The organism is Anabaena sp. CCY 9910, from assembly GCF_963920875.1.
GTDB lineage: Bacteria > Cyanobacteriota > Cyanobacteriia > Cyanobacteriales > Nostocaceae > Trichormus > Trichormus variabilis.
On the sequence record NZ_CAWUDJ010000053.1, the window covers coordinates 16,850 to 36,228 of the forward strand.

Below are 19,379 nucleotides of genomic sequence, written 5' to 3' on the forward strand. Positions count from 1 at the left end.
GGGGGTATGGGGGTTTTCTTCCCTTACACCCTTAAACCCTCACACCCCACCTCTATGAAAAATCTTGTTGGTAAGTTAGTTTCCTGCAATTTATTTAAAGATGAGCCTGGGGTATCTCCTGTCATAATTTGAGATGAAGCGATGCCTAAGGCGGGCTACGCCTAAGCGCTAAAAGCAACTTGGATGGGAGACAATTTCTATCTACTGGTACTGATACTGATATCGAAAACTAGAAAATGAAGTTTGACAAAATATTAATTGCCAATCGGGGAGAAATAGCGCTTCGCATTCTCCGCGCCTGTGAGGAAATGGGGATTGCGACGATCGCAGTTCACTCGACTGTTGACCGGAATGCTCTTCATGTCCAACTTGCTGACGAAGCGGTTTGTATTGGCGAACCTGCTAGCGCTAAAAGTTATTTGAATATTCCCAATATTATTGCTGCGGCTTTAACGCGCAATGCCAGTGCTATTCATCCTGGGTATGGCTTTTTATCTGAAAATGCCAAATTTGCGGAAATCTGTGCCGACCATCACATTGCGTTTATCGGCCCCACCCCAGAAGCTATCCGCTTGATGGGGGACAAATCCACCGCCAAGGAAACCATGCAAAAAGCTGGTGTACCCACAGTACCGGGTAGTGAAGGTTTGGTAGAGACAGAGCAGGAAGGATTAGAACTGGCGAAAGATATCGGCTACCCAGTGATGATCAAAGCCACGGCTGGTGGTGGCGGCCGGGGTATGCGACTGGTGCGATCGCCAGATGAATTTGTCAAACTTTTCTTAGCAGCCCAAGGTGAAGCAGGTGCAGCCTTTGGTAATGCTGGCGTTTATATTGAAAAATTTATTGAACGTCCGCGCCACATTGAATTTCAAATTTTGGCTGATAGTTACGGCAATGTCATTCACTTGGGTGAGCGGGATTGCTCAATTCAGCGCCGTAACCAAAAGTTACTAGAAGAAGCCCCCAGTCCAGCCCTGGACTCAGACCTACGGGAGAAAATGGGACAAGCTGCGGTGAAAGCGGCTCAGTTTATTAATTACACTGGGGCAGGTACTATCGAGTTTCTTCTAGATAGATCCGGTCAGTTTTACTTTATGGAAATGAACACCCGGATTCAGGTAGAACATCCCGTAACTGAGATGGTTACTGGAGTGGATTTATTAGTTGAGCAAATCAGAATTGCCCAAGGGGAAAGACTTAGACTAACTCAAGACCAAGTAGTTTTACGCGGTCATGCGATCGAATGTCGCATCAATGCCGAAGACCCAGACCACGATTTCCGCCCAGCCCCCGGACGCATTAGCGGTTATCTTCCCCCTGGTGGCCCTGGTGTGCGGATTGACTCCCACGTTTACACCGATTACCAAATTCCGCCCTACTACGATTCCCTAATTGGTAAGTTGATCGTTTGGGGACCTGATCGCGCTACTGCTATTAACCGCATGAAACGCGCCCTCAGAGAATGCGCCATCACCGGATTACCTACAACAATTGGGTTTCATCAAAGAATTATGGAAAATCCCCAATTTTTGCAAGGTAACGTGTCTACTAGTTTTGTGCAGGAGATGAATAAATAGGGTAACGGGTAATGGGTAATGGGGTTTCAATCACCAATTACCAATGCCCTAACTCATCCGCGCCAACATCGTCAGTAATCCTTGCTGGCCTAGAAGAACTTCTCGCAGCAGGCTAAAAATACCAACACATACAATGGGGGTGATATCAACACCGCCGATAGGTGGGATGATTTTTCGCAAGGGTATGAGAAATGGTTCAGTGGGCCAGGCAATTAAGTTGAAGGGCAAACGGTTCAGATCGACTTGCGGATACCAGGTCAGAATGATACGGAAAATAAACAGAAATGTCATCACTCCCAACACAGGGCCAAGAATCCAAACGCTCAGGTTAACACCAGTCATCGGTCTAAGCTACTATTTTGTGAATTTACAAAAAACTGCAACCAAAAGCTGAAAATTTTAAGCTTTGTAAAGCATTTTCTCTCCAATTCTAACTAAATGCGGCCACTTAATGACTGTGCATCAAAAGCAATTAGGCAAGAGGCAGGAGGCAGGAGAAGTAACTAATGACAACTGACAACTGACAACCGACTATTAACTATAGGCTTCTCAAGGAAGTAATACACCATTAGAATTATGATGAAGAGTGTAAAAAAAGGTTTAGATCCATGACGCCTTCTTTATCAAATTTTCTTTGGAGTTTGGCTTGGGGTACTTTAATTGTCGTTATCCCTGCTACTGTTGGTTTGATTTTCATCAGCCAAAAAGATAAAATCCAGCGCTCATAGTATTTGGGGAGTTGTTTAGACTCTCACAACTGTTTGTCTGTCAGCAGTCCCCATTCCACCGCAGGCGAAAACCCCTGCTATTGGAAGCAAGGTATACTAGGCTGGCAGACCCAAGCTTTTTTAGCTTTGGTTAAAAATCTCCACTCACAAAGAGATAAAGATTTTGTCAGTGATCTGTAATCAGTGGTCAAAAATGTTTTAAGAGCGCCAACAAGGAAGGTTTTAAAGCAGAATCAAAAGTAATTAGCAACTGACAAGTAACAACTGACACGCGTAGCGCAGTAAATAGCTTCAGAGCTTCTGGGTCAGATGCTTTGAAGCTTAAATATTATATTGTGATTGTTTAGAGTAGTGATTTTAAGTGTGACTCGCTAACATAGATTTGATATTGGGAAAAGAACAATGCTAAATTTTGGGCTGAACTCAGCCAGTGTTCTGGCTCAGGTGAATTTTGGAACGAACTCAGCCAGTATTCTAGGAATTTTCCTGGCTGTGGCTGGGGCAGCGCTGTATTTTCTCCGCACTGTGCGTCCGGAACTGTCAAGAGATCAGGATATATTTTTTGCAGCAGTGGGCTTATTGTGCGGTTTCATTCTTATTTTCCAAGGATGGCGGTTAGACCCGATTTTGCAATTTGGTCAGCTGCTTTTAGTCGGTACAACTGTATTTTTTGCGGTTGAAAGTATTCGTCTGCGGAGTATAGCTACTCAACAAGCGAAACGTAACACCCCGATTGTGGATGATGAACGACCAGTCAGCAAAAATTATTCTTACAACCGACGGAAATATGAGGCTGAGGTAGAAGACGATTATGCTCCTTTACCTTATGAAGATGAGGAAGAGGAAGAACGTCCAGTACGTGCCAGAATTCGTCCCAGTAGAGAAGACCGTTCCTCTCGTGATAACTATTATGAGGAACAACCACCCCGCAAGGAACGCCGTAACACCACTGATAGACAGGAACCAACGGATAAACCACGCCGCCGTCCTACCAATCGCCCAACAACTAGAACGTCAGAAAGCTATGAACAAGAAGATTGGGGTTCTGCTTCTAGGCAAGTTGATGATTGGGAAAGTTCTAGTAGTGAAGTGAGAAGACCTTCTCGCCGGGGCAATAATAATCCCCGCCCAGAAGTAGATGAGGATGTGCAACCCAGACCGAGAAAGCGTCGTCCACCGGCGGATACAAGTTCTTCCCGTAGAGAACCTCAAGATGATGAAGCTATCCCAACTGATTACGTACCGTACAAACCGATAGATCAGTCAGATGAAGATTCAGAGAACTCGACAAATTTTGATGATATCTAAAGCACTCTGGATGGATGTAAGCTTATAGGCGACGGAAACCAGTAAAGATTTGAGGTGAAAAAATTTACTTCTCAGTTCTGGCTCCAAAGACCAATTCATTGGAGCCTAGTTTTTGGCTTGGCGAGTTTGCTTGGCTCTTGTGGTTCTGGTGATATCCCCCTTGGGCCTACTTCCCTCAATAGTCGCTACACAGAAGAACAACCAGCCTTAAGTGGTAATGGTCGTTTTTTAGCATTTATTTCTAATAGGAATGGTGTTCATCAGTTACTTGTATATGATTTACAACAACAAAGTTTTATTCGGACACCAGGATTAAACCGACCGGAGACAATTACCGAAAGTCCCAGTTTGAGCTACACCGGACGGTACATCGTTTACATGACTAGTGACCAAGGTAGACCTGTTGTAGCTCTTTACGATCGCGCCATTCAACAATCGCAAATCATTACCCCCACCTATCGAGGTTGGGTAAGAAATCCGGGTATTAGTCCAGATGGACGTTATGTTGTCTTTGAAACTGCCGCCCGTGGACAATGGGATATCGAAGTCTTAGACAGGGGGCCGAATATTGAGTTAGATATTCCGAATGGAGCAACAGTGAATCAGCCATCATAAGAGGGAGAGCAAAGGCGAAAGAAACTGATAATCCTGATCCTGGCTCAAAATTGAATCATTGAAGTTTTATTATTCCCTGAATTTTCAAGCTGTGATCTGAAAATTAAATTTGGGAAAGATGAAACTAGGTGTTTCATTTTTCTCAATATCTATGATAAGAAACTCTTATGAGCCGCCCAACCCTTCAGATTTGCCAGATTGTCACAACCAGCTACGCCTGACAGCACAGTATCAGAAAATATTGGTGAGAATTCTGGCTAAAATTCGCTCATCGGTAAACATAGAATCTTTGTGCCGGACTTCTTGTCAAGATATTTGTGGACAATTGGAGATTGAGCGATTAGCTATTTACCGCTTCAACAGTGATTGGAGCGGTAGTTTTATCAATTGTTTTGGCTTTGCAGAACCACCTTGGGATAAACTCACTGCTTTTGGACAGGACTTGGTGTGGCAAGATTCCCATTTGCAAGAAACTCAAGGGGGGCGATATCGCAAAAATGAGCCGTTTGCTACGGCTGATATTTACGATGCAGGACACTCTCGTTGTCATATTGAGGTGTTAGAACAATTTCAGATTCGAGCATATGCGATCGCTCCGATTTTCGTTGGTGCAAAACTGTGGGGTCTACTAGCGGCCTATCAGCACTCTGCGCCTCGACAATGGCATCAGAACGAGGTGGAATTTATAGCCCAAGCCGCTAGCTATCTCGGTGTAGCAATGCAGCAGGAAGAAATCATCAAGGAAGCCAAACAACGTACAGTAGAACTGCAAGATGCTATTGCCAGGCAACGAGCTTTGATGGAAGTTGTAGGCAATATTCGCTCATCTATCAATACGGAAATTATTTTAGACACAGCTTGCCAAGAATTGTGCAAACTTCTGAAGCTAGAACGGGCAGCAGTTTATCGCTTTAATGAAGATTGGAGCGGTGAATTTGTCAGTCAATTTGGGATGGTAGAAACACAGTGGCACAGAATCAGCCCCTTTGGCAAAAATCTGGTTTGGGATGATACCTACCTCCAAGAAACCAAAGGTGGACGCTATCGCAATAACGAAACTTTTGCGGTCAATGATATCTACCAAGCTGGACATACACGTTGTCATATCGACATTCTTGAGCAATTCAAGATTCATGCCTATGCTTTAGCACCGATTTTCATCGGTAAAAAACTGTGGGGACTCGTAGCAGCTTATCAACACACTGGCCCGCGACAATGGGCAAATTATGAAGTGGAGTTTCTTGGACAGGTGGGCGCGCAATTAGGGGTGGCAATTCAGCAAGCGGAGAATTTAGCCCAATCGAAACAACAGGCCGATGCTCTGCAAAATGCGATCGCTCGGCAACGCGCCCTCACAGAAGTAGTGGGAAAAATTCGCTCTTCCCTAGATATTAATTTAATCTTGAAAACTACTTGTCAAGAAGTATGTAAAATGCTGCGAATTGAGCGGGTAGGAGTTTACCGCTTTAATCCTGACTGGAGTGGTGAATTCGTCAGTAATTTCGGTATGGTGGAGGCGCAATGGGACAGCATTAACCCCTTTGGCAAAAATCTGGTTTGGGAGGACACCCACCTCCAAGAAACCAAAGGGGGACGCTATCGCAACAACGAAAATTTTGCAGTCAACGACATTTACCAAGCTGGACACTCACGCTGTCACTTAGATATTTTGGAGCAGTTTAGGATTCGAGCTTACGCTTTAACCCCAATTTTTGTAGGACGGAATCTGTGGGGACTGCTGGCGGCCTATCAACATTCTGCACCGCGCCAGTGGGATGTTGTAGAGGTGGAATTTTTGGGACAAGTAGCTAGTCAACTGGGAGTAGCGTTGCAAAGTTCTCAAATGATGAGCCAAATTCAAACCCGTGCTGATGAACTGCAAAAATCGGCTGAACAGCGCCGGATTTTATTTGATTTGGTCGTCAAAATCCGAGAATCTTTGGATTTAGAGGCAATTTTGAAAAATACTGTGCAGGAAGTGAGGCGATCGCTGCAAGCAGATCGAGTCGGCATCTTTCGCTTTGATTCTGATCAGGGTTTTTGTAGTGGTGAATTTATTGCTGAAGATGTGTTACCCAAGTTTGATTCTGCCCTAGCTGTAAAGGTTCAGGACTATTGCTTCGGCGACCATTATGCACCTCAATATCGCCAAGGGCAAGTACAAGTAATTTCCGATGTCAACAGTGTTGGCTCTAAGGTACCCCATCTGGACGTGATTGAGCAATTCCAAGTCAAAGCTCAGATTATTGTGCCATTGATGGAAGGTGATAATCTGTGGGGATTATTATGTATTCACCAATGCACTCATCCACGTCATTGGGAAGAAGATGAATTGGAATTTGTCACTCAAATAGCAGCTCAACTCAGTGTGGCACTACATCAAGCTAACTTGTTCCAACAATCGAGCTTGCTTGGTGAGACTCGTGCAGAAGCAAATCAACTTGCCCAAACACTAAAAGAACTCCGCACTGCCCAAATGCAAATTATCCACGCTGAAAAAATGGCTAGTTTGGGGCAGTTGGTAGCAGGAGTTGCCCACGAGATTAATAACCCGATTAATTTTATTCACGGCAATTTAGAACACGCCCATCAATATACCCAAGAGTTGCTGCGTTATGTGAAACTTTATCAGCACTATCACCCCAATGCAGCCCCGGAAATACAAGAGTTTTTCCAGCAAGCCGAAATCGAGTTTTTATTTGAGGACTTACCTAACTTATTCCAGTCAATGCAGGTAGGTACTCAGCGCATTCAGGAAATTGTCACCTCTTTACGTAGCTTCTCACGCCTAGACGAAGCTGACTTCAAAACAGCAAATATTCATGAATGTATCGACAGCACTTTGATGATTTTACAACATCGCTTAAAGCCCTCAGCTGATAGCCACGCCATTCATGTGACCAAGGACTATGATGATTTACCTCTTATAGAGTGCTATCCCGGTCAATTAAACCAGGTATTTATGAATTTGCTGTCTAATGCCATTGATGCCTTAGAAGAACGGGAAGCAAAGCTATCTCCTGAAGTAATTGCCGCACATCCCAGCGAAATCCGCATTTATACATCTCTACTCAATAAAAACTGGATGAGTATTCGGATTACCGATAATGGACTCGGCATTGATGAGCAGATAATCCCCAGATTGTTCGATCCGTTTTTTACTACTAAGATGGTCGGTAAAGGCACTGGACTGGGACTTTCGATCAGCTATCAGATTATTACAGATAAACACAAAGGTAAGATTTACTGCCAATCAGAACTTGGTAAAGGTACAGAGTTTGTGGTTGAACTACCAATTATTCAGGCAAAAATTAATCCATCAATAACGAAAGTCTGAGAATGTCTTGAATTTTGAATTGTTAACACTGGAGTTTAGACTAAAGACAAGCGATAGGAAAATAATACGCGTGGCGAATGATTAAACGTATTTTTATATTTGCTTGTACAACCTTATTGGGTGGATGCTTTGGCTATCCTCGGTTGGTAAGTTACCCTTTCGATCCGGGGGGAAGGAGTATTAATAGTCTTGCTTCAGAACTTAATCCTCAAATTTCGGGGCGATATATTGTGTTTACAAGCGATCGCCGGGGTAGCCAAGATGTATATATGTTTGATACGCTGACTCAAAATTTGGTAGATTTGCCTGGGTTAAATGCCTTAGATACGATCGCCTCTCATCCCAGTGCTTCGGCAGATGGTCGTTATGTAGTATTTGCTGCTAGTCGCCAAGGACGATCAGCTATTTTCATTTATGACAGAGAAACACGACAATCACGAAATTTGACAAATAATTTACAAGCAGAAGTCCGCAACCCCACCATTAGCGCTGATGGGAATGCGATCGCTTTTGAGTCTAGCAATAATGGCCAGTGGGATGTTTTAGTCTATAACCGTTCTGGGCAACCCGTGAATGTGCCTCAAGATCCCCGATGAAATGAGGGAGTTGTGAGTGGTGAAAAAAAATCCCTACTCCCTTGGTTTTTAAGGGTGTAGGGGGGTAGGGGTGTAAGGGTGTAAGGGGGTAAGGGTGTAAGGGTGTAGGGGTGTAGGGGAGAAATTTTTGAATTTTGAATTTTGTAGCTTTAGCTTCCCGTAGGGTATTTTGAATTGATTACTCCTTTTGTATCGATTCGATGAGCGATCGCACTTGGGCTGTCCCTTCAGATGCTTCAAAGGACAGGGGGAATTTACCTTTGGCAATCATTCGTAAACCCAGGGGAGCGAGGCTGAGTAATCCTTTGAGGTCTTTTAAATAGTTACCGACGACTTGTAAGCCAAATTGTCGTTCGTCAATCCAACCGCCTTCTTTGACTAGCTCTACTAATACTTTGCGGTGGCGAATTGAGCGGCTATCGCTGGCTTGTTTTTGGCTGAGTATTTCTTGCTTGATTTTGGTAATTTGCTCTAATGGCGCTACTTCCATTGGGCAAACTGAATCGCAGTAAAGACAACGAGTACAACCCCAAACGCCTTTAGTGCCTTCGTTGTAGTTTTCTAAGCGTTCGGCTGTGTCGCTATCGCGGGAGTCTGCAACCATGCGGTAGGCTTTAGCTAAGGCGTGGGGCCCAACGAAATCGGGGTTTACTTCACGAGCGTTGCATTCTGAGTAGCAAGCACCGCACATAATACAATTACCAGTTTGATCGAGACGCGATCGCTCATCTGGTGTTTGTAAAAATTCCCGTTCTGGTACTTGTCTGGCTGCTGTACTTACATATGGTGTTACTGCTTCTAAATTATTCCAGAAACTATTCATATCTACGACCAAATCCTTAATAACAGGCATATTGCCTAAAGGCGCGATCGTAATTTCTGGAATGCTACTTGCTTGATTAACTGAAGATGATATTTTTTGTAATCTAGCTAGTTCACTACCTACATTTTCCTTACAAGCTAGAGCCGAACGGCCATTAATTCGCATGGCACAGCTACCACAAATAGTATTGCGGCAATTTTTACGAAATGCTAGTGTTCCGTCTTGCTCCCACTTAATACGATTAAGACAATCTAAGATAGTATTACCGGGGTCTGTCTCCATAAGGTAATTCTGCAAAATAGGAGCAGAATTTTGTTGTTGACGAATGATTTTAAATAGAACTTCCATTGCTACCAACCAAAGTCTTAAAATTATCTCACCAACCTCGAAAATTTTGGGTCGGGGCTGGTGTTTGCAAAAATAGCCTAGTGTTAAGAGCTAGTCAGTCAACGAGCGACTGATTCTAGTTCCAGCATAACCATTAAAATTTTAATTGCAGCAACGCCATAGATGAGATTTGTGAGGTGGTCGCGGTTTGAATGCAAAAAAGTTAATTATATGCCCCTAATTGAATTTGCTGACTTTTTCAAATCCTCAGGCCGTTTCACAGCAAATGAGCTTCAGCTTCATCTAGCTTGAAAGAGGGTGTAGGGGTGTAAGGGTATATGGGTGTAGAGGAAAAATCTCTTTCATCTATGACTGTGAATTTTTTTCATCGGGACTGCTTTATCCATAAAATATCCAAAGTTAAGACTTTAATGATTCTTGATAATTCTTGATGTCAAGATATGCAAGAGCGATAAATGAAAAAATCTTAACTTAAAATAGCCATAATAAAGTATGTACACGAGAATAGTTAAAGTTTCCTTACCCGATTGAGGGACTTTTACTAAGCACTAGTAGGCATCATCCAGTATTTTTAACTTAATCATTCATGAACTGAGTAGATAACTAAGGAGCAAAATCCCTCTTCCCTAGACCCTAACCTCTAACTCCTTTTCCACCAATAGGAAGCTGATTTGATTGGTGAAAAGATTTAAGTATCGTAGGGTGGGCGATGTCTACCAAAACCATGCTACTGTGGGCATTGCCCACACCGCGTAAACTTCAAAAATCAAGTGTAAATCCTATAGATCCCTATTTTGATTAGCTTGTACAACAAAGCAGAAAAATTTTTGCTTACTCCCTACTGGTTACTACCGACTTTCATAATCCTCACTAAAAGTTCATTTTTCGTTTGTATATACGCGTTAGGGCTGAGAATATACATCTAGTAGTGGCAAGAAAATGCTAGATAGATGTGGAGAGATTTATTCTTCCCATAGACAGACGTACAGAAAACACAATAATTTTTGTCTGGTGAGAATAAACTAGGACTTTCATTCTCTTGGCTTTTAGTCTCATCTCAATCAAGTGAATCTCAGGATATAACTCACTCGTCAAAACTACTCATCTAAATTTAGATTAATTTTTATAAGAGCCATAGTGCAATCATCACTCTAGCTTATAAAGCAGAAAGAAAATCGTCCCTGCTTTCTATTTTCATTAGCTTGGGCTTTTAGCTAAAAATTTATCTGCAAGTTAGATTTAAAAATAAACAACTATTTTGCTATTATTAGTCCATGCTAGTATTTAATATAAAATTACGAAGTCACAAAACCAGAATCAACAGCTGTATAACTGCTGCTACTACTGCTTGGTTTCTTCGTAATGTGGAGACATGAAATTTCTCGTCTCTACAAGCAGGACACAGCAAAAAAGGGTGTATGTCCAGACCATATTCAAATACCATGCTGTCTGAAGCTGAAGAGGAAACATAGGGAAAACCTTACAACTCAAAAGCAACAAAGGCAAGCACTAAAAGTGGAGAACCTGCAATTTCTTTGGTCTACGACTAGTTTGTAGTAGAACCTGCACAATTTGTTAAAGTGGCGCAAATTTACACCACTACAGTAGTGCCAAAAGAGAAAAAAACTGCATTTCCAATGGCGAATCATGGTTAAAAGTGCCGTAAAATCACTGAAATTAGTGCCTGTGAAACTCATGACCTCCTAATCTGTTGTGCTTAAACACAATAGAGGTATTTGAGGCTAATATCAGCAGGAATTCACCCTTGATTTTTAAAGTCTCCAGTAACTTTATGCAGATGCTAAAAAGTCAAATACTGGCATGAGACAACATAATTCATCAGTTTGGAGAGAGTAAGGAAATTTTGAGCGTAATGACTGAAACTGCAACCGCGCCTTTAACTGGAAAAGCACTGCTAGCTAAGGTAAAAGAACTTTCTACACTACCACGACGAGAAAGAGCTAAACAGTGCGGTTACTATACCGTTACTAAGAATAACCAAGTCCGGGTTAATCTCACAGATTTCTATGATGCTTTGCTATCGGCTAGAGGTATTCCTCTTAGCCCAGAAGCACCAAAAGATGGTCGTGGTCGTGAACCGACATACCGAGTTAGCGTTCATCAAAATGGTCAAATTGTCATTGGTGCTACTTACACCAAAGCAATGGGGTTAAAACCAGGTGATGAATTTGAAATTAGATTGGGATACAAGCACATTCACTTGATTCAACTCGGTGAAAGCGATAAAAAGCTCTCCCCAGATTTAGATATCGACGAATCTGATGAAGATTTGGATGATGAAGAGTAAATTCTCTGAGGGGGGATAAGTTAAAGTGATGACTTTTAACGTGTCCCCAATACCATAACAACTTGGTAAGCTGTCAGGCATTTAACTTGCACATACTTTCGTGTTGGCTGTTGACAGTTAACCGTCAACTGTCAACAAACTATACAAGTGACTATGTGATTTAAAAGCGTAATAGCTTATCACTGATTAAATAATTTTATCTAACGCAAAAATACGATTTATTACTTGCAGAAGTGACTACTCTTAGTAGAGGCTTGATTCATAAGCAAAGAATTTATTCTGCAAATAGTCTACCGTGATTTTTGTGTTGACTTCGACAATTATCTTTACGCCATTCATCAACAATCTGCTGGCATTTATAAAAGATGCCCCGGCAATAACTGTTGTGATGGCGTTTTTTATCGCGTGGCTGGTGTGCTGGTTACCAATTGCAGCAGTGTCATTGAAATTACTTAATTGGCAACCGATAAAACCGTTACAACCAGAGCAGAAATTACCATTAATGATATCGCTCTACTTATTAGCGCCTCTGGTGCTTTGGGGCGTGATTTGGTTAAATAATAGCTCTTTTGCAAATTATGGGATTGTCGGTAATTTTGCCCTATTGAGTTCCTTAGCACTAGGCTTTGGCTTAGGAGTTTTAAGTATAGTTATTTTGTTTACCTGTCAATTGTGGTTGGGTTGGTGCTATTTTGAAGAATCAAATATCAAGCAACTAGCATCTATTTCATTACCTATTTTATTGATAGCGTTATTGGTGGGAGGTATAGAAGAATTAGTTTTTCGTGGTTTCCTCTTAACAGAATTAGAAAGAGACTATTCTGTATGGGTCGCAGGGATAATTTCTAGCCTGATTTTTGCTGTTTTACACTTAGTTTGGGAGCAACGGGAAACTTTACCCCAACTACCGGGGCTGTGGTTAATGGGAATGATGTTGGTGTTGGCGAGGATAAGCGATCGCGGTAATTTGGGTATAGCGTGGGGATTACATTCGGCTTTAGTCTGGGCGATCGCTACTATAGATACAGCCCAATTAGTTACTTACACAGGTAAAGTCTCCGAATGGTGGACTGGGAAAAATAAAAAACCCCTAGCTGGGGTAACAGGAATTATATGTGTTTTAGGAACAACGTTAATTTTGTGGTTAGTGTGTGACAGTATATCTTTAATCTTGTTTTGAACCACACAGACACCTTTGTGGGTCGGAAAAATTATGAGATTTTTGAGTTTTTGAAAATACGATCGCGCCACAATATAGTACCAGCGCGATCGCTTCATGATCCATGTTTTAGCTAATGAGATGCAACTGATTGATAACAGCGTTGATTAGATGATGAGTGAGGGGAAGGCTATCAACTACCATTCCCAGACACAACAGCATCATATAGGAAATGGAGTAGAGGAACAATTCTCTAGCTGTAGGGCGATCCTCTGGATTATGCAGCAAGCGCCAGGATTTGCGGATAAATACTGCTCCTAGAGATATAGCGATCGCTGCATAAACAATACCACTAGAGTGGAGAGGATAAACTAGCAAGAGGGTAGCGACGACTGTAATTAGGGTGTAATACCAAATTTGCTTGACTGTTGCGGCATTGCCTTCAACTACGGGGAGCATGGGGATACCGACTTTGGCATAGTCGTCACGAATCATCAAAGCCAGCGCCCAGAAGTGGGGGGGTGTCCACAAAAAGACGATGGCAAAAATTAACCATGCACTCCAGCTTAATGTGCCTGTGACAGCTGCCCAACCAACCAAGGCAGGGATTGCCCCAGCCGCGCCACCGATAACAATATTTTGGGTGCTATGACGTTTTAACCAATGAGTATAGATTAAAACGTAAAAAATAATACCGGATAATGCTAATGAAGCGGCTAGAAGATTGGCGAATACTGTTAGTAGAGTAAAAGAAAGTACGGCGAGAGCGATCGCAAAAATTAGCGCATCACGCACCTGTACTTTACCCGATGGCATGGGACGATGACGCGTCCGTTCCATGTCATAGTCAATATCCCGGTCATAAATGCAGTTAATTGTCTGGGCGCTAGCAGCTGCCAACGTACCACCAGCCATAGTGACTAACAATAACACAGGGTCTACCTGTCCCTGTGCCGCAATCCACATACTCCCGGCTGTAGTAATCAACAACAAGGGAATAATGCGGGGTTTAGTTAGTTGGTAATAGCTTTGAATTACCTGGATAAAACTTTCGTGGTGGCGACGAGAGACATTAGTCTCAATCATTTTGAGTTTAATTCCTTATTTTCAACAACTTAATTGCAGCCCCAGTTGATATGGTGTTGCGTGAGGAGATTGGGCTAGGGCTAATTTATCAATGAAGGCATGGGAAGGATGAGTAAGAATTTCTTACTTCCCAATCCCCAGTCCCCAATCCCCAATTCCTCATCTCATTTGGGTATTTGTGGCAGTTGCTGTTAAACCAACCGTAGCCCAGTCGCGTAGTGCTAGGACGGTAAAAGCTACTAAAGTACCGAGCAGAGTAGCTCCTATCGCTTGGTGAGAGACTGTTAGAGGTTCGACTTGGAGGTGTAGGCGGAAGGTGGCAAATCCCAAGAGGATTTGTAAAATTAACAATCCTCCTGCCATATTAGCTAATCGTCGCAAAGCAGGATGTAACGCTGGTGTCCGCCAGGAAATCAAAACCACGACTAGGGTTGCTACTGTTGGCGGAACTAAACCAAAAATATGGCTGTACATCACATTGCAAAGTTGAGAACCACCAAAGCATTGGTGTAAAGCCCAACGAGAGCCGACTAAAGCACCTAAGAGACTCTGTGCGTAAACTAAAATCGTGGCTATTAAGCCCAACCAAGGCAGTTTACCAACGTTGCCTGTACCCTGATAGGGGATGAGGGCTATGCCGATGATTAGTAGGCTAGTGAAAAACAACAGCGCGGTTCCCATATGAGCGGTGACGATATCAAACCGCAATAATTCGGTGACTGTTAGTCCTCCCAGAATGCCTTGAAAAACGATTAAAAAGAGGGCGAAAGTTGATGCCCAGGGTAGCCAGGAGGGTAAAGCACGGCGATGCCACCAGGATAAACCAAACAGAGCGATCGCGCTCAGGCCGATCAAACTCGCATCTAGTCGGTGGAACCACTCCAAGAACACTTGGAGATTCATTTGCTTGGCTGGGACTAATTCGCCATAGCAGAGAGGCCAATCTGGGCAAGCTAGGCCAGCATTCATCACACGGGTGGCAGAGCCTATTGCCATCAAAATCAAGGTGGCTATAGACATTTTCCACACCAAGCGACGAATCATATCCTTGGGCTTTTGTTGCTCTGCTGCCGTTTCATTTTGTTGTTCTAGGACAAATTCGTTCATGAACGATACCTTCTGCCCGCCCTTGGTGAGCTGTTTAAAATTTTCTATTTTCATTACCTACCCATCTCCACCCTAGCGTATATAACCGGGTTTATTGATGAGCTTTTACTTATTACTTTGAACTACTCCAGGGCTTACTAGCCTGAAGCTTTAGGTATTTTTTAAGTTCTCAGAAATTGATTAATGTTCATGAATTTTCAATTGCTAAATTTTCCTTAAATTTTTCTAATTTTTGGCATCTACTCTTAGTCGTATGTAATAAATCTCTTTTACTCAAGATTATTAATGTAGTCGAAAAAATTAATAAAGATTTCAGACCATTAGGCTCAATATTTAATAGCCTAGATTACCTTAGTAAGTGAGATGCTTCGAGATAACGTAATCAATTCAATTAAGTGAGCCGTGAAAATTCCAAGTTCAATCTGGACATTACTAATAGGCATCGGGCTAACCCTGGCAAGCCTTTGGTACGGTCAAAATCATGGACTAATGCCAGTTGCCGCCTCCGATGAAGCGGATTTAGTGGATGGTCTTTTTAATACAATGATGACCGTTTCCGCAGGTATATTTTTAATTGTTGAAGGTGTATTAGTTTACTGTGTTGTGAAATATCGTCGGCGCGCTGGTGATCATGAAGACGGCCCGCCAGTTGAAGGTAATGTACCATTAGAAATACTTTGGACAGCGATCCCCGCAATTATAGTTATCGGTATTTCTGTCTATAGCTTTGAAGTTTATAATGACATCGGTGGTTTTGATCCCCACGCGGGTCATCAAGCCCCAATAACTCAGAGTTCTATGACAATGCCTGGGGCGGCGATCGCCGCCACGCTCAATGATACTCCTAACCTCAACCAAGAGAAATCTGATGAGGCGATGCAAGACCCAGCCACAGCAGCAGTCCGCAACGCCGACCAAATCCCCCAAAAACAGGATGCTCCTGGTTTAGGTATTGTGTCTCCCAGCATTGGCTCCAGTCCAGAGAAAGCTGGAAAACCACCAGAATTAGTAGTCAATGTCACCGGGTTACAATACGCTTGGATTTTCACCTATCCTGAATCAGGTATTACCACTGGTGAGTTACACGTTCCCATTGGGCGCGAAGTGCAAATCAATATGACAGCCAACGATGTCATTCATGCCTTTTGGGTTCCCGAATTTCGCTTGAAACAAGATGCGATCCCCGGTAGACAAACCGAGATGCGTTTCACACCGAAAACAGCAGGTGACTATACTCTCATCTGCGCTGAACTGTGCGGCCCCTACCACGGCGCAATGCGGACGCAGGTAGTAGTCGAACCGGAAGAAGCATTTAAAAAATGGACACAAGAACAGCTAGCGGCTAACAGTGACACGCTCAATCAAGCTGTTGCGGTCAACCCTACAGACTTAACCCCAGATGAATTTCTCGCTCCTTATACTAAGGAAATGGGAATTCAACCAGAGATGTTACATCACATTCACAAGTAGTCAAAAGTCCATAGTCCACAGTCCACAGTCCATAGTTATAACAAACGACTATTGACTACTAGTACATACTCCAAAGCTATAGCTTATGAACATTGACTATTGACCATTGACTATTGACCATTGACTATTGACTCTTAACCATGACACAAGCTCAGTTGCAAGAAACTGCCAATATCCCGGCTCGTATTGAAGAACCAGGGGAAAGACATTGGCGAGATTACTTTGGTTTTAATACCGACCATAAGGTGATTGGGCTACAATACCTAGTCACTTCCTTCATTTTTTACTGCATTGGCGGCGTAATGGCTGACTTGGTGCGGACAGAACTACGCACCCCTGAAGTAGATTTTGTCAGCCCAGAAGTCTACAACAGTCTATTTACACTGCACGCCACAATCATGATTTTCTTGTGGATTGTGCCGGCAGGTGCAGGGTTTGCTAACTATCTGATTCCCCTGATGATTGGGGCCAGAGATATGGCATTCCCCAGATTGAATGCTGTGGCATTTTGGATGATTCCTCCGGCAGGATTGTTGCTGATTGCCAGTTTGGTTGTGGGTGATGCACCCGATGCCGGTTGGACTTCCTACCCTCCCTTGAGCTTGGTAACAGGACAAGTAGGCGAAGGTATATGGATTATTAGTATCCTGCTGTTGGGTACATCTTCAATTTTGGGGGCGATTAATTTCCTCGTCACCCTTCTGAAGATGCGTATCCCTAGTATGGGCTTCCATCAAATGCCTTTGTTCTGTTGGGCGATGTTCGCCACTTCAGCATTGGTTTTACTGTCAACGCCAGTACTCGCAGCCGGGTTGATTCTGCTGGCTTTTGACCTCATCGCCGGTACTACATTTTTCAACCCTACAGGCGGCGGTGATCCGGTGGTATACCAGCATATGTTCTGGTTTTACTCCCACCCGGCGGTATACATCATGATTTTGCCCTTTTTTGGGGCAATTTCTGAGATTATCCCGGTGCATTCGCGTAAACCAATTTTCGGTTATAAAGCGATCGCCTATTCTTCCTTAGCCATCAGTTTCTTAGGGCTAATCGTCTGGGCGCACCATATGTTTACCAGTGGTATCCCTGGTTGGTTGCGGATGTTCTTCATGATCACTACGATGATCATTGCAGTACCTACAGGGATCAAAATTTTCAGCTGGTTGGCGACAATGTGGGGCGGCAAAATCCAGTTCAACAGTGCCATGTTGTTTGCCGCCGGCTTTGTCGGTACTTTTGTGATTGGTGGTATTAGCGGTGTCATGTTGGCAGCCGTGCCTTTTGATATTCACGTCCACGATACTTATTTTGTGGTGGCTCACCTCCACTACGTTTTGTTTGGTGGTAGTGTGTTGGGTATTTTCGCCGCCATTTATCATTGGTTCCCGAAAATGACGGGACGTATGATCAACGAATTTTGGGGTAAGGTTCACTTTGCCTTAACTATTGTCGGTTTAAATATGACCTTCCTACCCATGCACAAGCTGGGTTTGATGGGTATGAACCGCCGGATTGCCCAATATGACCCCAAATTTACCTTATTAAACGAAATCTGCACTTACGGTTCTTACATCCTTGCAGTTTCCACGTTCCCCTTCATTTTCAATGCAATTTGGAGTTGGTTATACGGCGAGAAAGCGGGTAACAATCCTTGGCGCGCTCTTACCTTAGAGTGGATGACTACCTCGCCACCAGCCATTGAGAATTTTGACAAACTTCCAGTACTAGCTACAGGGCCTTATGACTACGGTTTGGAAAAGGCTAGCGAAGGTGTACCCTTATCCGACCCTAATCCAGTTCTATCGGCTGGCCCCAACTCAGTTCTCAGAGCTGAGCCTGATGAGCCATATCCAACAATTGAGTCGTAGAGGCTAGAAGAAGCGGAGGAGCAGGGGGCAGGGAGCGGGGGGAATTTATTATTTAGTAATTATTTTTACTCCCTACTCCCTACTACTCCCCATTCCCCAATCCCCAGTCCCCAATCCCCAATCCCTAATTCCCAATTTTTAAGATTCATGCAAAGTCAAACTATTGACCCAGCGAAAACGGAACTAAATCATCACCACACAGCCGAGGTGGTTGGTCATCACGAAGAACATCCTGATCATCGGCTATTTGGGTTATTTGTCTTCCTGGTTGCTGAAGGAATGATATTTTTAGGTTTGTTCGGAGCTTATCTGGCTTTCCGTTCAACTTTACCTGTATGGCCGCCAGCAGGTACACCAGAGTTAGAACTTTTACTTCCTGGTGTCAATACTGTCAATCTAATTGCTAGCAGCTTTGTTATGCACAATGCTGACACTGCTATTAAGAAGAATGATACTAAGGGTATGCGTACTTGGTTGGCAATAACTGCCGCAATGGGTGCGATTTTCTTGGTCGGGCAAGTTTATGAATATACCCATTTAGAATTTGGGTTGACCACTAATTTGTTTGCTAGCGCGTTTTACGTGTTGACTGGCTTTCACGGACTGCACGTAACTATCGGCGTTTTGGCAATTGTAGCTGTGTTGTGGCGATCGCGCACTCAAGGTCACTACAGTAGTGAAAAACACTTTGGTATTGAAGCTGCGGAAATATACTGGCACTTTGTAGATGTAATCTGGATTATTCTGTTCGGATTACTGTACTTACTGTAAGTATTAATTATTTAGTTGTTCACTCCACGCGGACAACATAGAATTTAGCCCCCCCTCTGGGGGTTTTTTTATTGGTGCAGTACTTTTTTGAAGACTCGGTCAAATTTTAGCTTTTTTAACGCAGAGTGACGCTGCGGTTAGCGCTGAGGCACGCAGAGATTTTATTGCTAACGTTGGAGTCTACAAGTAATATTTTCTTAGGGTTTGCTGTTGATTTTTTATACCAATTTGAAAAAAGAATGCGACAGATGGTAAATATAGACAGAAGTAGCATT

15 protein-coding genes are annotated in these 19,379 nt (G+C 43.2%); 11 read left to right on the forward strand and 4 right to left on the reverse strand.

The genetic code is table 11. From position 1 onward, the window contains the following. The first annotated feature begins 236 nt into the window (after window positions 1–236). Window positions 237–1,580, forward strand: coding sequence for an acetyl-CoA carboxylase biotin carboxylase subunit (accC, locus tag ACM5QX_RS25980; RefSeq protein ID WP_190572233.1), 1,344 nt, complete (start codon window positions 237–239; stop codon window positions 1,578–1,580). 48 nt (window positions 1,581–1,628) lie between these two features. Here the strand turns inward: accC and ACM5QX_RS25985 are convergent, their stop codons facing one another. Continuing rightward, the gene (locus ACM5QX_RS25985) at window positions 1,629–1,922 is read right to left on the reverse strand and encodes a YggT family protein (protein WP_010995114.1); all 294 of its coding nucleotides are present in this window, start codon (window positions 1,920–1,922) and stop codon (window positions 1,629–1,631) included. Window positions 1,923–2,188: 266 nt separating this feature from the next. Between ACM5QX_RS25985 and psbX the strand changes: the two genes are divergently transcribed. The 5 genes from psbX to ACM5QX_RS26010 all read left to right on the forward strand — a co-directional run bounded on the left by psbX (window position 2,189) and on the right by ACM5QX_RS26010 (window position 8,164). After that, window positions 2,189–2,308, forward strand: coding sequence for a photosystem II reaction center X protein (gene psbX / locus ACM5QX_RS25990; protein ID WP_010995115.1), 120 nt, complete (start codon window positions 2,189–2,191; stop codon window positions 2,306–2,308). Between the two features lie 402 nt (window positions 2,309–2,710). Next, the gene (locus ACM5QX_RS25995; protein ID WP_011317393.1) at window positions 2,711–3,616 is read left to right on the forward strand and encodes a Ycf66 family protein; all 906 of its coding nucleotides are present in this window, start codon (window positions 2,711–2,713) and stop codon (window positions 3,614–3,616) included. Window positions 3,617–3,670: 54 nt separating this feature from the next. Next, a complete protein-coding gene (locus tag ACM5QX_RS26000; RefSeq protein WP_011317394.1) occupies window positions 3,671–4,231 on the forward strand; it encodes a TolB family protein in 561 nt (186 codons plus the stop codon). Window positions 4,232–4,382: 151 nt separating this feature from the next. After that, a complete protein-coding gene (locus ACM5QX_RS26005) occupies window positions 4,383–7,568 on the forward strand; it encodes a GAF domain-containing protein (RefSeq protein WP_414756160.1) in 3,186 nt (1,061 codons plus the stop codon). Window positions 7,569–7,645: 77 nt separating this feature from the next. Next, window positions 7,646–8,164 (forward strand): TolB family protein, encoded by a 519-nt coding sequence (locus tag ACM5QX_RS26010; RefSeq protein WP_414756161.1) that lies wholly within the window; start codon window positions 7,646–7,648, stop codon window positions 8,162–8,164. Between the two features lie 178 nt (window positions 8,165–8,342). Here the strand turns inward: ACM5QX_RS26010 and ACM5QX_RS26015 are convergent, their stop codons facing one another. After that, on the reverse strand, window positions 8,343–9,335 hold the full coding sequence (locus tag ACM5QX_RS26015) for a succinate dehydrogenase/fumarate reductase iron-sulfur subunit (RefSeq protein WP_414756162.1): 993 nt from the start codon (window positions 9,333–9,335) through the stop codon (window positions 8,343–8,345). Window positions 9,336–11,208: 1,873 nt separating this feature from the next. On the opposite strand from ACM5QX_RS26015, the gene ACM5QX_RS26020 reads away from it, so the two are divergent. Both ACM5QX_RS26020 and ACM5QX_RS26025 read left to right on the forward strand, forming a co-directional pair. Further along, a complete protein-coding gene (locus tag ACM5QX_RS26020; RefSeq protein ID WP_011317398.1) occupies window positions 11,209–11,643 on the forward strand; it encodes an AbrB family transcriptional regulator in 435 nt (144 codons plus the stop codon). Between the two features lie 358 nt (window positions 11,644–12,001). Beyond that, complete coding sequence (locus ACM5QX_RS26025) at window positions 12,002–12,823, forward strand: lysostaphin resistance A-like protein (RefSeq protein ID WP_414756168.1); 822 nt, start codon at window positions 12,002–12,004, stop codon at window positions 12,821–12,823. A gap of 108 nt (window positions 12,824–12,931) precedes the next feature. On the opposite strand, the gene ACM5QX_RS26030 is transcribed toward ACM5QX_RS26025, so the two are convergent. Both ACM5QX_RS26030 and ACM5QX_RS26035 read right to left on the reverse strand, forming a co-directional pair. Then, complete coding sequence (locus tag ACM5QX_RS26030) at window positions 12,932–13,888, reverse strand: heme o synthase (RefSeq protein WP_414756163.1); 957 nt, start codon at window positions 13,886–13,888, stop codon at window positions 12,932–12,934. A gap of 159 nt (window positions 13,889–14,047) precedes the next feature. After that, window positions 14,048–14,995: a COX15/CtaA family protein gene (locus tag ACM5QX_RS26035; protein WP_414756164.1), complete on the reverse strand. Its 948-nt coding sequence runs from the start codon at window positions 14,993–14,995 to the stop codon at window positions 14,048–14,050. A 402-nt stretch (window positions 14,996–15,397) separates the two neighbouring features. Between ACM5QX_RS26035 and ACM5QX_RS26040 the strand changes: the two genes are divergently transcribed. From ACM5QX_RS26040 to ACM5QX_RS26050, 3 genes are all read left to right on the forward strand, one after another. Then, window positions 15,398–16,465, forward strand: coding sequence for a cytochrome c oxidase subunit II (locus ACM5QX_RS26040; RefSeq protein WP_414756165.1), 1,068 nt, complete (start codon window positions 15,398–15,400; stop codon window positions 16,463–16,465). Window positions 16,466–16,605: 140 nt separating this feature from the next. Continuing rightward, the gene (ctaD, locus tag ACM5QX_RS26045) at window positions 16,606–18,333 is read left to right on the forward strand and encodes a cytochrome c oxidase subunit I (RefSeq protein WP_414756166.1); all 1,728 of its coding nucleotides are present in this window, start codon (window positions 16,606–16,608) and stop codon (window positions 18,331–18,333) included. A gap of 147 nt (window positions 18,334–18,480) precedes the next feature. Beyond that, window positions 18,481–19,104: a cytochrome c oxidase subunit 3 gene (locus ACM5QX_RS26050; RefSeq protein WP_414756167.1), complete on the forward strand. Its 624-nt coding sequence runs from the start codon at window positions 18,481–18,483 to the stop codon at window positions 19,102–19,104. The last annotated feature ends 275 nt before the right edge of the window (window positions 19,105–19,379 follow it).

Excerpts from the sequence above, each read along its gene's own strand:
- ACM5QX_RS26010 (WP_414756161.1), top strand. The coding sequence starts at position 7,646 with ATGATTAAACGTATTTTTATATTTGCTTGTACAACCTTATTGGGTGGA.
- ctaD (WP_414756166.1), top strand. The coding sequence starts at position 16,606 with ATGACACAAGCTCAGTTGCAAGAAACTGCCAATATCCCGGCTCGTATT.
- ACM5QX_RS26050 (WP_414756167.1), top strand. The coding sequence starts at position 18,481 with ATGCAAAGTCAAACTATTGACCCAGCGAAAACGGAACTAAATCATCAC.
- psbX (WP_010995115.1), top strand. The coding sequence starts at position 2,189 with ATGACGCCTTCTTTATCAAATTTTCTTTGGAGTTTGGCTTGGGGTACT.
- ACM5QX_RS26035 (WP_414756164.1), bottom strand. The coding sequence starts at position 14,995 with ATGAACGAATTTGTCCTAGAACAACAAAATGAAACGGCAGCAGAGCAA.
- ACM5QX_RS26020 (WP_011317398.1), top strand. The coding sequence starts at position 11,209 with ATGACTGAAACTGCAACCGCGCCTTTAACTGGAAAAGCACTGCTAGCT.
- accC (WP_190572233.1), top strand. The coding sequence starts at position 237 with ATGAAGTTTGACAAAATATTAATTGCCAATCGGGGAGAAATAGCGCTT.
- ACM5QX_RS26005 (WP_414756160.1), top strand. The coding sequence starts at position 4,383 with ATGATAAGAAACTCTTATGAGCCGCCCAACCCTTCAGATTTGCCAGAT.
- ACM5QX_RS25995 (WP_011317393.1), top strand. The coding sequence starts at position 2,711 with ATGCTAAATTTTGGGCTGAACTCAGCCAGTGTTCTGGCTCAGGTGAAT.
- ACM5QX_RS25985 (WP_010995114.1), bottom strand. The coding sequence starts at position 1,922 with ATGACTGGTGTTAACCTGAGCGTTTGGATTCTTGGCCCTGTGTTGGGA.
- ACM5QX_RS26015 (WP_414756162.1), bottom strand. The coding sequence starts at position 9,335 with ATGGAAGTTCTATTTAAAATCATTCGTCAACAACAAAATTCTGCTCCT.
- ACM5QX_RS26030 (WP_414756163.1), bottom strand. The coding sequence starts at position 13,888 with ATGATTGAGACTAATGTCTCTCGTCGCCACCACGAAAGTTTTATCCAG.